Source organism: Streptomyces sp. NBC_01549 (assembly GCF_026339955.1).
Classification (GTDB): domain Bacteria; phylum Actinomycetota; class Actinomycetes; order Streptomycetales; family Streptomycetaceae; genus Streptomyces.
In genome coordinates this window covers 7,363,190-7,375,841 of record NZ_JAPEPW010000001.1, presented here as the reverse complement: position 1 = coordinate 7,375,841, position 12,652 = coordinate 7,363,190, and the positions used below count along the sequence as shown (strand labels likewise).

The 12,652-nt window shown below is 69.0% G+C and carries 13 protein-coding genes; 5 read left to right on the top strand and 8 right to left on the bottom strand.

Annotated elements, in window-relative coordinates; genetic code table 11:
• Positions 1-271 precede the first annotated feature (271 nt).
• The 3 genes from OG819_RS32995 to OG819_RS32985 form a co-directional block, all read right to left on the bottom strand.
• Positions 272-496, bottom strand: a complete 225-nt coding sequence (locus OG819_RS32995) for a hypothetical protein (RefSeq protein ID WP_266652256.1) — start codon at positions 494-496, stop codon at positions 272-274.
• Between the two features lie 212 nt (positions 497-708).
• Entirely contained in the window at positions 709-1,230 is a 522-nt protein-coding gene (locus tag OG819_RS32990) for an NUDIX hydrolase (RefSeq protein ID WP_266638630.1), read from the bottom strand.
• Positions 1,231-1,243: 13 nt separating this feature from the next.
• A complete protein-coding gene (locus OG819_RS32985) occupies positions 1,244-1,501 on the bottom strand; it encodes a DUF664 domain-containing protein (protein ID WP_266638631.1) in 258 nt (85 codons plus the stop codon).
• 247 nt (positions 1,502-1,748) lie between these two features.
• On the opposite strand from OG819_RS32985, the gene OG819_RS32980 reads away from it, so the two are divergent.
• Positions 1,749-2,216 (top strand): hypothetical protein, encoded by a 468-nt coding sequence (locus OG819_RS32980; protein ID WP_266652254.1) that lies wholly within the window; start codon positions 1,749-1,751, stop codon positions 2,214-2,216.
• 33 nt (positions 2,217-2,249) lie between these two features.
• On the opposite strand, the gene OG819_RS32975 is transcribed toward OG819_RS32980, so the two are convergent.
• The 3 genes from OG819_RS32975 to kstD all read right to left on the bottom strand — a co-directional run bounded on the left by OG819_RS32975 (position 2,250) and on the right by kstD (position 5,250).
• A complete protein-coding gene (locus tag OG819_RS32975) occupies positions 2,250-2,846 on the bottom strand; it encodes a DinB family protein (RefSeq protein ID WP_266652252.1) in 597 nt (198 codons plus the stop codon).
• 89 nt (positions 2,847-2,935) lie between these two features.
• Positions 2,936-3,454 carry a GNAT family N-acetyltransferase gene (locus OG819_RS32970; RefSeq protein WP_266652250.1) on the bottom strand — a complete coding sequence of 173 codons (519 nt, stop codon included), beginning with the start codon at positions 3,452-3,454 and terminating at the stop codon, positions 2,936-2,938.
• 62 nt (positions 3,455-3,516) lie between these two features.
• Positions 3,517-5,250, bottom strand: coding sequence for a 3-oxosteroid 1-dehydrogenase (gene kstD / locus OG819_RS32965; protein WP_266652918.1), 1,734 nt, complete (start codon positions 5,248-5,250; stop codon positions 3,517-3,519).
• 393 nt (positions 5,251-5,643) lie between these two features.
• Here kstD and OG819_RS32960 point away from each other — a divergent pair, with 393 nt between their 5' ends.
• From OG819_RS32960 to OG819_RS32945, 4 genes are all read left to right on the top strand, one after another.
• Complete coding sequence (locus OG819_RS32960; RefSeq protein ID WP_266638783.1) at positions 5,644-6,519, top strand: carbohydrate kinase family protein; 876 nt, start codon at positions 5,644-5,646, stop codon at positions 6,517-6,519.
• A gap of 229 nt (positions 6,520-6,748) precedes the next feature.
• Positions 6,749-7,360: a restriction endonuclease gene (locus tag OG819_RS32955; RefSeq protein ID WP_266638784.1), complete on the top strand. Its 612-nt coding sequence runs from the start codon at positions 6,749-6,751 to the stop codon at positions 7,358-7,360.
• Positions 7,361-7,612: 252 nt separating this feature from the next.
• A complete protein-coding gene (locus tag OG819_RS32950) occupies positions 7,613-9,514 on the top strand; it encodes an AMP-dependent synthetase/ligase (RefSeq protein ID WP_266652248.1) in 1,902 nt (633 codons plus the stop codon).
• On the top strand, positions 9,511-9,690 hold the full coding sequence (locus OG819_RS32945) for a hypothetical protein (RefSeq protein WP_266638636.1): 180 nt from the start codon (positions 9,511-9,513) through the stop codon (positions 9,688-9,690). Before OG819_RS32950 ends, OG819_RS32945 begins: the two co-directional genes overlap by 4 nt.
• A gap of 213 nt (positions 9,691-9,903) precedes the next feature.
• Here the strand turns inward: OG819_RS32945 and OG819_RS32940 are convergent, their stop codons facing one another.
• Entirely contained in the window at positions 9,904-11,775 is a 1,872-nt protein-coding gene (locus OG819_RS32940) for a HAMP domain-containing sensor histidine kinase (protein WP_266652246.1), read from the bottom strand.
• The gene (locus tag OG819_RS32935) at positions 11,772-12,464 is read right to left on the bottom strand and encodes a response regulator transcription factor (RefSeq protein WP_266652244.1); all 693 of its coding nucleotides are present in this window, start codon (positions 12,462-12,464) and stop codon (positions 11,772-11,774) included. Before OG819_RS32935 ends, OG819_RS32940 begins: the two co-directional genes overlap by 4 nt.
• Positions 12,465-12,652: the final 188 nt, after the last annotated feature.

The window sequence follows — 12,652 nt, the reverse complement described above, 5'->3', positions numbered from 1 at the left end:
GGTAATCCGCCCTGCTCACCGCGCACTATCTGATCGTATACCCGCATTGCGCCGTCCATCAGATCCAGCGGGGATGGGACCGTGCCGTACACGTCCCCCGCGGGCACACCGCGTTCGATGAACCCGTCGAGATCATCGACGTTCGACCCGCCGCAATGCCACGGCACTCCCGGGTAGCTGCCCACATCAACCGTCCGACATCTGGCACCACCATTGCGAGAATACCACTCCAACCTACGAGAATTGCATTCTCGACCCCGGTGTGGGGGCGTCACTTCGTCACGGAGAACCGTGCCGGCCTCGTCTCGGCGGTGTCGATCCGGACCTCACCGCAGCAAGCACCGACCAGTTCGGCACCCTCGTCGACACGACGCACATTGAATCCGTCATCGCACCAGGCGGTCTCCGCGTCCATGAACTGCCCGACCTCCTGCGAACCGTTCAGGACAAGCTCACCGGATTCCTGGCCCTTGCCGGGCAGTGACTCTCCCAGCACGCTCCCTCTCTCGCCACTCCCCTGACCGCGAAGCTCAACGCGGACCTGTCCATCGGCGCACCGCGTCGACTACCTACTGGTCGCGGGCGATAGGGAGCGCCACCAGGTGACCCGAGCCCGGTCCGCTGTTCGCGGAGCCGGTACAACTCAGTGGCGGGAACAGGTCGTTCCCCTCCGACCACTTGGCGCTGACCGCGCGTATCTCCCATGCGTCAGGGGTGGGCAAGGCCCATGCGGCGGACACGGTCCTTCTCCTCCTGGTACCGGTCGAACGCGTCGCGGGCGTCGGAGACGAACGTCGTGTCGTGCATCGCAGCGCGCAGTTCAGCCGGGGTGAGCCAGGTGTGCCAGGCGATCTCCGAGGCATCCGGTACAACCGGCTGATCGATGACCACCTCGTGCAGACCGAGCCAGTACGGGCTGATCGCGCCCCTGCACAGGTACTTCAGGAGGAACCGCGCCGGTGCGTCGACCCCCAGTTCTTCGGCGAGTTCGCGAGAGGCGGCTGCCGGGTAGGACTCGCCCACGCCCACCCCACCTCCGACCAGCCAGTTGTACTGGCCGGGGAAGCGGGAAACACGGTCGGGGCGCCGGTGAACAAGGATCCGACCGTCAGGATCGCGACAGACTGTGGTGGCAACCCGGTGCAGCCACCTTCGGCGGATGGCCTCACCTCGATCCACCACCCCCAATACATGATCCTGCTCGTCCACTCGCTCCACCAGCTCTCCCATGGCGGTCACGCTGTCAGACGCCGATCGCCCCGTCGATACGCTCACGGAGAAGATCGGCGTCTGGTTCCGCCGACGACGAGAAACGCGGTGACGCGTCTTGAGCGGCGAGGGCCTGCCTGAACCATCGGCGTTCCACGTCGGCGAGACGCCGTAGGAGTCCGAGCAGCGAGAGCGTGGAGGGCTCGATGGAACGCCGGGCCAAATCCCCTTCCAGACCGGCGCACTTCAGTTCCAGCGTCGCCCGCCGTGCCGTGCGAAATCCGACGAGCATGCTGTCTCTCCTTCAGGCCTTGTCGGTGACAGTGGGACCGCGGTGAGGGTCGCTCTACGCGCCGGACGTCGCCGTCACCAGCTCTCTACATCCGGTATCTCGTCGCTGGGAGGGAGCACGCGTTACTCCGTGCGAGTGGTGCAACCTCCGGCAGCGTCGTAGCGTCGATAGAGGAGCCGACCGCCGCGAGGGGGCGGACCAGGCGCCGGGGCCCGTGGGTCGAAAGAGATTGCGACTGGGAGCCGACATGCCAAGACACACCATGAGGACTGCAGTCACGTTCTGTGCCGCCGTGTCACTCGCGGCAATCTCCGGAACAGCCTCCTCCGCCCCGGCCACGTCACCACTGTCCGCGCACCCCGTGGAGCGCAAGACCTGGCAGCCCGTGATCGTCGACTGCTTCTGGCGCCAGCAGATGCGCCCCACCGATTTCATCCTCGCGTGCGGTGACGGCAACAGCCGCCTCACCTCGCTCCACTGGTCACATTGGGGCACGGACTCCGCTGTGGCCACGGGCATCAACGAGGTGAACGACTGCAAGCCGTACTGCGCCGCGGGCAAATTCCACTCGTACGCGGTGACCGTGCTGCTCGACGACCCACAGCCCTGGAAGAAGCACCCTGACTTGCCGCACTACACCCAGATGAGCCTCATCTACGCCGACAACACGCCGGACGGATTCGCGCAAAAGGTCGACCTGCCACTGTGGAACTGAGCTCCGCGGCAAGAAGGCGGCATGCGAGCGGCATCAATCGCGGCCGACGGATTCCCGCGCGATGCGCTCCAGTCGGCTTCGGTGTTTCTCCCACCATGACGGATCGCCCGACGGCATGCCGTCGTTCCCTTCCCACATCCCGACGGCCCCGTCGATGGACTCCCGGAGAATGTCGGCGTGGCCCGCGTGCCGGTGGGTGTCGGCTATCACGCGCACCAGGACGTGGTGCAGCGTCACCTCTCTGCGGTCCTCGGGCCACCACGCCACGCGCCCGATCGCGTCGAGCGCCAGGGTCTCGATGGTGGTGTCCGAGTGCTTCCACGCCTGGCGATAGAGTCCGACGATCCGTTCGCGCGACTCGTCCGCGTCGGCCCACATGTCCGCGTTGAGCTCGGCGTCCGCCGCGAACCAGAGCGGCGGCTCGTCGAAGAACGGCCGCCCGAAGGTGTCGCCGAAGTACCCCAGTTCCACTCCGGCGACATGCTTGACCAGCCCCAACAGATTCGTTCCGGTCGGCGTCAGCGGACGGCGGATGTCGTACTCCGAAAGCCCGTCGAGCTTCCACAGCAGGGCGTCGCGGGCGGCCTGCAGATAGCGGAGAAGATCCGCCTTCTCTTTCGATTCGTTCATGTCCGGCAGTCTCCCAGCCACCACTGACAGTCCGGGCACGCAAAGGCCTGCCTGACGCACGAGCTCCCGTGGGTTCCCTCGAGTTCCGCTCAGGCGGCGGCATCTGCTCCTACCGCGCGCTCCATGCACACCAACTGCTCTCGCTCGTCCCACGACTCGGTCACGGTGAAACCGAGCCGTTCGTAGAGGGCGATGGCACCCGATCGCCACTTCCACACCGACAGCCGTACCGTGCTGACTCCGCTTTCCCCGGCATGTGCGAGAGCTGCACCGAGCAGATCGGACGCGATGCCGCGGCCCCGGAACGCGGGGTCCGTCCAGAGCCTCTTGATCTCCGACCGCCCGCCGACGGGAGCGGTCACCACGAGGCAGCCCACCGCCGTGTCCCCGCTCAGCGCCACCAGTACGACACCGTCGCCGAACGCGGCCCGCGGGCCCAGTATTTCCGCGCGGTAGCGCTCAGGCAGCCCACTCACATCGCTGACGGCCTCGCCCTTCTCGGCCTCGGTCCGCAGATGGTAGGCCGCCAACAACTCGGCCAGCCCCTCCTCGACGAAAGCTCCCTGACCTGGCCGGCGGACGACGACAGTGTCCCGTTGATCAGTCATGACGACAGCATCACACGACCACGGTCAGCCACCCCACGGTCCGTTGGTGCCCTGCACATCCTTCAGGCGCCCGCGCCGGCCGCGATGTCCAACGCCGCGATGTAGCCGAAGGTCATCGCCGGGCCGATCGTCGAACCCGCGCCCGCGTAGCTGTGGCCCATGACTGCCGCGCTGGCGTTTCCGGCGGCGTACAGACCGGGGATGACGGATCCGTCCGGCCGCAGTACGCGCGCCCTGGCATCCGTGCGCAGGCCGCCCTTCGTGCCCAGGTCACCCGGGACGATCTTGAAAGCGTAGAAGGGGGCGAGCCACAGAGGCGCGAGGCAGGAGTTGGGGAGGATCGCGGGGTCGGTGTAGTAGTGGTCGTAGGCGCTGTCGCCGCGGTGGAAGTCGCTGTCGTTGCCGTTCTGGGCAAGGGTGTTGAAACGGTTGACGGTGGTGCGGAGCGCGGCCGCAGGCATGCCGATCTGCCCGGCGAGGGCGTCGAGGGTCCATGCCTTGTGGGCGGCGCCGGACGTGTACCACGCGTCGGGGAAGGTGAAGGTCGGCAGCACGTCCTTGAAGAGGTAGCGGTTGCGGTAGTTCTGGTCGACGATCAGCCAGGCCGGGATGTCGGGCGCGTTGGTGTCACGGTCGTACATGATGTGCACGACGTCGCTGTAGGGGGCCGCTTCGTTGACGAAGCGCGCGCCGGCGGCGTTGACGAGGAGCCCGCCGGGCAGGGTGCGTTCGGCGAGGCAGAAGTACGGCTGGTCGGGCAGCGGGATCGCCGGGCCCCACCATGCGTCGTCCATCAGGTCGAGCGCCGCGCCGGCCCGCTGCCCCGCCTGGATACCATCGCCGGTGTTTTCCTTGGCGCCGACCGTCCACTCGGTGCCGATGGGCTGTCGCTGGTACTGGTCGCGCATGGCCGCGTTGTGCTCGAAGCCGCCGGATCCGACGATCACCCCGTGCCGAGCTCTGATCAGGCCCGGGGTGCCGTTTCTGGTGACCACGGCTCCCGTGGCGGTGCCGTTCTCCACATACAGGTCGGACAGCGGGGTGTTCAGCCACACCGGAACCTGGGCCGCGAGCAGCCCGGCGCGCAGGCCGGCCGCCAGCGACTGCCCCATGGTGAGGGGCTTCTGGCCGAGGAGGGCCGCCTGGGTGCCGCGGGCCAGGCAGCTGGTGGCGACGGCCGCTCCCTTCACGCTGACCGCGGCGAGCGTGAGCCACTTGTAGTCGGAGCTGAAGACGACCATGCCGGTCGGGACGGTCATGTACGACGGGTTCAGGTGGGCGAGTTCGGCACCGAGGATGTTTCCGTCGAGCTGGTCGGGTTCGATGGAGCGGCCGCCGGGCAGCCCGCCGGGAAACTCGGGGTAGTAGTCGCTGTACCCCTCCATCCAGCGGAAACGGAGCGGGCTGTTCGCCATGACGAAGGAGATCATGGCGGGGCCGTGGCCGAGAAAGGCCTGTTGGCGTGCGGTGGAGACGTCGGGTCCGACGACCGCCGCGAGGTAGGTGGCGGCCTTGGCGGGGGTGTCCGGCACCCCCGCGGCAAGGATCACCGGGTTGTTCGGGATCCAGATGCCCGCGCCGGAGCGCGCCGCCGAGCCCCCGAACGTGGGCGCCTTCTCGACGACGACGCAGCTCAGTCCCTGTTTCGCGGCCGTCAGCGCGGCGGTCATCCCTGCCGCTCCGGAGCCGATCACCACGACGTCGTACGTGCCGAGCAGAGGCAGGCCGGCCGCGTCGGCGCCGCCTGGCAGGCCGGCAGCGAGCGCGAGCCCGGTTCCTGTCGCCACGCCGAGCACCTGGCGACGCGACAGGCCGGGTCCCGAGGTGGAAGCGGTCGAGTACGCAGAGGCGGCTTCGGTATGTCTCGCAGGGTCCGCGCTTGTGGACATGGCAGGGCGCTCCAGCCGGGCGAAGGAATGGGCGAGCGTGCTGTGCCCCGGGAAGCACGGGCCTGCGGCGTCCCGGTTCTGATGCGGAGTCAGGAATGTCGCGCGGTGGTCTTGTGAAGTCAAGGGGTAAGCCGGGAGGCGGGCGCGGCACGTTGTCCGTGGTCGCCAGCCATACTGGGGGCGGCGGGGAAGGAGAGGGCAGATGGATCTGTGATTCCACAACATGCGGAAGACGACCGGCACGGCGCATACGACCGTGACCGGTACAACGCGTACGACCAGCACGACACATACGACGTACTGGTGGTCGGCGGCAGTGGCGTGGACACCGTCGTCCGCGTCGATGCCCTGCCGGTCCCGTTCGCGGACTCCGTCCACGTCGGCCCGATCGAGGAGTGGCCCGGTCACACCGGGGGGAACGTCGCACTCGGCGCCCGTGCACTCGGCCTCAAGGCCGGGTTGCTCGACTGCATCGGTGACGACTGGATCGGCGCGCAGGTGCGCGAGCGGATGGCCAAGGGCGGTGTGGAGTTCGTCCCGCTGATCTCCGCCGCGGGAACGCGGCGCGCGGTCAACCTGGTGGACGCGTCAGGCCGGCGGATGTCCTTCTACGACGGACGCGACCCGGCGGATCTGCGGATGCCCCGGGACTTCTACCTGCCGCGGCTGCGGCGCGCCCGCCACGTCCACCTCTCCATCATGAATTTCGGGCGTTTCCTCTACGACGACATCGAGGACCTCGGCGTCCCCGTCTCCACCGATCTGCACGACTGGGACGGCCTCGCGGACCACCACCGGGAGTTCGCTCTCCGCTCCGACCTCGTCTTCTTCAGCGCGGCGTGCGCGGGCAAGGACACGCCCGCGCTGATGCGGGAGATCCTCCGCGCCGGGCGGGCCCGTACGGTGGTCGCCACGGCCGGCGCGGACGGCTCCTACGTCCTCACCAGGGACGGCGGCCCCGATCCCCAGCACATTCCGGCCGTCGTCCCGTCTGCGCCGGTGGTGGACTCCAACGGCGCGGGCGACGCCTACGTCTGTGGCTTCCTGTACGGCAGGCTCACCGGCCGGGACGTACACGAGTGCGCCCGGCTCGGGGCGGTCGCGGGCGCCCACGCCTGTACGGCACCGGGCTCGACCGCCCTCATCTCCCGGGAAGCGCTCCTGAGCCACCCGTGACCGGAAGCTGTCCCTGCTCGATGTCAGTGGCGGTTGCCATGATGGGTGGTGGAACGGAGAGCGCTTGATCAGGGGGGGCAGGAATGCGGGGGGACCGATCCTTATGTGAAGCATGGCGTCCGGTGAAGCGCGGCGTCCGGTGACACGGCGGCGATCGCTCGTCAGGCGGCGCGCCCGGCGGCCGAGCAGGCGCCAACAGCAGGCGGAAGCAAGGCTGTTGGCGTTGGTGGTGGCATCGGTCGCGGCCGTCGCGCTGGTGGTGGCGGTGATCCGATGGCTCGCGGACCACTGGTGGGTGGTCGTCGTCGCGGCGGTGCTCGTCGGACTCGCGGGCGCCGGTTGGCTGCGCCTGCGCCGGGACCGTGCGCACTGGCGAGAGGTGCAGGCGCGCGGGCTGCGGTATGCGATCGCGCAGTTGGACGCCTTGCAGCACCAGGAGTTCGAGCAGGCGATACGGGAGCTGATGCGCCGGGACGGCTGCCCGGACGCCGCCCGGGTCGGTGGGCGCGGTGATCTCGGCGCGGACGTGAAGGCGACGGATCCGTTCGGGCGGCGTTGGGTGATCCAGTGCAAACACCGTCGCGACGGGGAGCGCGGGTCCGCCGTGGGCACGCCGGACCTCCAGGTGCTCAACGGTACCGCCCGTCCCGTGCACCTGGCCGACGTGGCGGTCATGGTGACCAACGGGCGGATCACCGCCCCTGCCCGGGACTTCGCCGAGCAGCAGCGTCTGCAGCTCGTGGACCGCCGGTTGCTCGCCTGCTGGGCCGCCGGATCGCAGCCGCTGTGGGAGCTGCTGCGGGCGTTGCCGCCGCCCCGCGGACCGTCCGCTCCGGCCTGACCGGGACGGTCGCGACCCACCGCGCGACCGCCTCGCAAGACCACCTCACGCGACCGCCCCATGCGACCGCGCGGGGAACTCGTCGCCGACCGGATCCCGAGCACGGGAGGTCCTTGAACCGACCGTAACCTCATCGGTAGACGAACTGCTGCCCGAATCCGGCACAGTCGTGGTTGGTCTGGGCTAGATTCGTGAATCCTCGGCACCGCAGCCCCTCGGTGGGGCCATGTCGAGGAGAATTGTGGAGCGGCGATGCACGCGTTCGAAAATCCTTCACCGGCTGCGACAGTGATGCAGGGTGGACTCGCCGACAGTCTCTTCGAAACGGCTCGCCGCGAGCCGGACCTGCCACAGATCGCACGCCGCCTCGACGACGACCCCGGCACCTGGACGACGGTGACCGCGGCCGAGCTGTGGGATGAAGTGGTCGACCTGGCCCGGGGGTTGGTCGTGTCCGGCCTGCGCCCGGGGAACCGGGTGGCGGTCATGGCGCGTACGCGCTACGAGTGGACCGTACTCAGCTACGCGCTGTGGGCGGTGGGCGCCGAGGTCGTGCCCATCTACCCGGCCTCGTCGCACGAGCAGGTCGCCTGGATCCTCCAGGACGCGGGCTGTGTCGCCGTGGTCGTCGAGGACGAGCAGGGCATCATGACGGTCGGCTCGGCGTGCGCGTCACTCCCGTCGCTGCGCCACGTCTGGCAGTTGGACGCCGGAGCTCTGGCAGGGCTGGTCGAGCGGGGCCGGGCGATCTCGACGACGACGGTGGACTCGCTGCGCCGCATCGTGCTGCCCGACTCGACGGCGGTCATCGCCTACACCTCCGGTACGACGGGCCATCCCAAGGGCTGCGCCCTCACCCATCGCAACCTCGCGAGCCCCTGCGACACCCTTCTCGCGGGCTGGAGACACACGATCGCTCCCCCTGGTGAGCAGCCCGCCATCCTCGCCTTCCTGCCCTTCTCGCACGTGTACGGCATCATGGTTCAGGGGCTCTGTCTGCGAGGCCGCATCCTGCTGGGACACCAGCCCGATCTCAGCGAGGAGACGCTCTGCGCGGCGCTGCTCTCCTTCCGCCCCACCTACCTCTACGCCGTGCCGTTCGTCTTCGAGAGGATCTACAAGAACTTCCTGCGCACAGCGCAACAGGCCGGCCGTGGAGCCCTGTTCGAGCGTGCCGTCCAGACGGCGAAGGACTTCGCGGCGGCCACCGAACGCCAGCGGCTGGGCACCGGCCCCGGCCCCGGCTTCGACCTGCGCCTGCAGCACACCCTCTACGAGAAGACCGTCTACCGGAAGCTGCGAGCCTCCCTGGGGGGACGAGTGTGCGGCGCGGTGTCGGGCGGCTCCCCGCTCAACCGGGAACTCGCCCTCTTCTACGCGGGCATCGGGATCTTCGTCCACGACGGGTACGGGCTCACCGAGACAGCCGGCGGCGTCACGGCCCACCCGGCGGGGCGCGAGAAGTTCGGAACGGTCGGCCGCGCCCTGCCCGGTACGGAGATCCAGGTGGCCGAGGACGGGGAGATCCTGGTGTGGGGGCCCTCGGTATTCCAGGGCTACGTCAACGACCCCCCGTCCACGTACGCCGCGTTCCGGGACGGCTGGCTGGCCACGGGCGACATCGGCCACCTCGACGCCGAGGGCTATCTGGCCATCACCGGCCGCAAGAAGGACATCATCATCACAAGCGGTGGCAAGAGCGTGGCTCCCGCGGTCCTCGAAGAGCGGCTGCGCGTCCACCCCTTGATCCATCAGGCGGTCGTCGTGGGCGACAACCGGCCGTGTGTGGGCGCCCTCATCACCCTTGATCCCGACTTCCTCGCGCACTGGCGCGTGACCTGGTCCAAGGGGGACCCGTCGGCACGGGACGCGCGGGAGGAGAACGAGCTGCGGGAGGAGGTCAGACGCGCCGTCGCGGCGGCCAACAGCACCGTGTCCCGCTCGGAGTCCATCCGGGTGTTCCGTGTTGTCCCCGAACCCTTCGACCAGACCAACGGCCTGCTGACCCCGTCGATGAAGCTGCGCCGGGACGCCATCTCCCGGCGTTTCGCCGCCGAGATCGACGCGATGTACCAGACCTCGTCAAGAGTCCCGCGAGAGCACACGCCGAGCGAGCCGTCGATCTGGGACGATTCCGACAACGTATTCCGGTGAGGAAACTCCACATCGGCCACTTCCCGGGGTCGGGAAGTGGCCGAGTCATCAGCCTGGTCGGCGACGACGGCACCGCGCTGCTAGTGCAGGACTTCGTCTGGGACACCGGCACGCAGGTGCACGCGACCTACACCGTCGACCCCGGATACCTGGACAGCTGGAGCCTGACTTTCTGACCCCGGTGACCTCTCTGCGCCTCTTCCACTTCTTCCGCGGCGCGGGACATAGGTGCGTCCCGCGAGCGATCGCAGGGGCGTGACACGGATTCCGGCCCCCGGCATCCTGGTGGTGTTCATGTGACCACAGTGCTCCCAGGACGCCGGGGTAACCAGATCCCTCCTGTGAGGGGGAACGCGCATCCTGGTACCGCCACCACCACCCTGCGCAGGTCAGCGGTCCTCCTCCGCGTCAACCGGAGGGTTGGTGGCGGGCAGCCTCAGGGTGAAGACCGTTCCGGCGCCGAGTTCACTCGTCACCGCGACGGTACCGCCGTGGGCGGCCACGAGCTGGCGGACGATGGACAGGCCGAGCCCGCTGCCTCCAGTGCGCCGGCTACGGGACTTCTCGGCCCGCCAGAACCGGTCGAAGACGCTGGGGAGGTCCTGTTCGGCGATACCGCTGCCGGTGTCCGCCACTTCGAGTGCGACCTGCCCGTCGTCCTGCCGTCGCACGGAGAGCGTGATGGTGCCGTCGGCCGGGGTGTGCCGTATCGCGTTGGAGACCAGATTGCCGAGCGCCTGCCGCATCCGCACCGGGTCCGCGTCGAGCCACGGCGCCCCCTCCCCCGCGAACGAGGGCGCCGCGTCGACCGCCCTGCGCAGCTTGATGCCCACCGCCTCCGCCCCCACCCGGTGTGCCGCGGCGACCTGTTCGAGCAGCTCGTCGGCGCGGACGGCCTCGCGGTGCAAGGTGAGGGTGCCCGCGTCGGCCGCCGCGAGGTCCTGAAGGTCGTCGATGACCCGCTGGAGGAGCACCGCCTCCTCGTGCAGGGAGGCGAGCAGTTCCGGGTCGGGGTCGACGATGCCGTCACGGGTCACCTCCAGCCAGCCTCGGATATTGGTCAGCGGAGTACGCAGTTCATGCGCGATGTCGCTGACCATCGCCTTGCGCTGGGCCTCCATGCGTTCACGGCGCTCGGCCAGCTCGTTGAACGCCAGCGCCAGGATGCCCGTCTCGTCCCGGGTGGTCACGGGAACCCGTACGTGCTGCTCCGGCGGCTGCTGCGCGGCCAGCGTCAGTGCGCGCAGCGGTCGTACGAGCCTGGTGGCGACCAGCGCGGTCACGGCGACCGTAAGGGCGAGGACGAGGCCGGCGACTCCAACGATCTTGGCCTTGTTGCTGTTCGACATGTCGAAGTGCGGGACGGCGCTGTCCCCCGTGCCCAGGAACAGCTCGGCGACGGGAGCGACATCGGGGTCGAGCTGCTCGCGACGCGCGTCGGTGAGGCACTCGTCGCTCTTCGTCCCGGTCGCCGTAGGCAGCCCATGGGCCGTCCCTTCCCCCAGGTCGAACTGCGGCTGCGGAGTCAGGATCGAGAAGTGGAGGTAGACGGCCTGGGACGAGGGCCGGGCCACGTGCTTGCGCCGGAGGCACTCCTGGACGATGCGGGTCAGCTCGTCCTGGGCAGTCTGCTCGGTGGGCATGAGGATGTTGACCTGTCCGTCCTCGCACTCGGAGACCGCTTGGTCGTCCCTGACGGTTTTGCCCGTGTCCGTCAGAAGGGGTCGGCCGCTCGGCATCCAGCTGAGTGTGGTCTCGAAATGGTTGCGTCGGTAGCACGCCTGCCGTTTCTTCGCCAGCACGTCGAGGCGTGCGTGCTCCTTGGGCGTCAGCCGATACGGTCCCACCGCACGCGGGTCGATTCCGCTGAGCTGAGCCCCGGGTTCCGAGTCGGTGTCCGTGTGCAGGGGGTCGACGGTGGCGGCGGCCCCGGGCGGCAGCGCGGTGTGGGACTTCGCGGAGTCGGCGATCGGCTTACGGTCCGGCGTCGTCAGCGCGATCCGTCGCCCCATGGTGGCCGACAGCCGGCGCACGGTGTCCTGGACGCCCGACCAGCTCGGGTGGGTGGCGGCGTATCCGCTGAGCTGCCGGAGGATGTCCGTGTCGTCGGCGAGGGCCTGCCCCTGTTCCTCCTGGATGGCGCGGGTCGTCGTCTGCACCGCGAGCCACGCCGTCGCCGCGACCGAGCAGAGGGCGATGAGCACCGAGGTGATGATCAGCCGTACGAGCAGCCTCTTGCGCAGCGGTATGCCGGAGCTCATCCGCGCTCACCGCTGAGCTTGTACCCGACGCCGAACACCGTCAGCAGCCGCGTAGGCCTGCGGGGATCCGCCTCGATCTTCTTGCGCAGGTTCATGATGTGCACGTCGATGGCCCGTTCGGTGGAGGCCCGGTCGATCCCCCGGGTGTGCTGGAGCAACTGCCGCCGGGAGAACACCCGCTCGGGTTCCGCGGTCATGGCGCGCAGGATCTCGTACTCGCCCGGCGTGCACTCCACGCGTGAGCCGTCGCAGCGCACCTCGTGCCGGACGGGATCGACGGTGATGCCGGCGGCGCGGATGACCTGTTCCTGTCCGGTGGCCGGGCGTCCGCTGCGCCGTAGGACCGTACGGATCCGGGCCATCAGTTCGCGCGGGCTGTAGGGCTTGGTCATGTAGTCGTCCGCGCCGAGTTCCAGGCCAAGCAGGACGTCGTCCTCGGTGGAGCGGGCGGTGAGCATGAGGACGGGGATGTCGTCGTCCCGGCGCAGCACCCGGCACACCCCGAACCCGTCGATCACGGGCAGCATCAGGTCGAGGACGACGAGGTCGGGCTTGTGCCGCCGTACCTCGTCGAGCGCGGCCCCTCCGTCATGGACCACGGTCGCGGTGTGTCCCTCCTGCAGCAGTGAGCGGCGTATCAGCTCCGCCTGCTTCTCGTCGTCTTCCGCGACCAGCACATATGCGCACACGCGGCCGATAGTAAGCGTCTGCGCTCGGGAAACAGGGAGGCGAGAGAGGCTTCCCACAGCCTGACAACTTTCTGATATCCGCCTGCGAAGCTCACGCATGCCACCTGACGCGACCGTTGTCCGAGGTGTGCACGGATCTTGACGCTCTCCCATCCGGGGCCGTAGCTTCCCGGAGGATTTAAACGATT

Excerpts from the sequence above, each read along its gene's own strand:
- OG819_RS32990 (WP_266638630.1), bottom strand. The coding sequence starts at position 1,230 with ATGGGAGAGCTGGTGGAGCGAGTGGACGAGCAGGATCATGTATTGGGG.
- OG819_RS32985 (WP_266638631.1), bottom strand. The coding sequence starts at position 1,501 with ATGCTCGTCGGATTTCGCACGGCACGGCGGGCGACGCTGGAACTGAAG.
- OG819_RS32980 (WP_266652254.1), top strand. The coding sequence starts at position 1,749 with ATGCCAAGACACACCATGAGGACTGCAGTCACGTTCTGTGCCGCCGTG.
- OG819_RS32975 (WP_266652252.1), bottom strand. The coding sequence starts at position 2,846 with ATGAACGAATCGAAAGAGAAGGCGGATCTTCTCCGCTATCTGCAGGCC.
- OG819_RS32970 (WP_266652250.1), bottom strand. The coding sequence starts at position 3,454 with ATGACTGATCAACGGGACACTGTCGTCGTCCGCCGGCCAGGTCAGGGA.
- OG819_RS32950 (WP_266652248.1), top strand. The coding sequence starts at position 7,613 with ATGCACGCGTTCGAAAATCCTTCACCGGCTGCGACAGTGATGCAGGGT.
- OG819_RS32940 (WP_266652246.1), bottom strand. The coding sequence starts at position 11,775 with ATGAGCTCCGGCATACCGCTGCGCAAGAGGCTGCTCGTACGGCTGATC.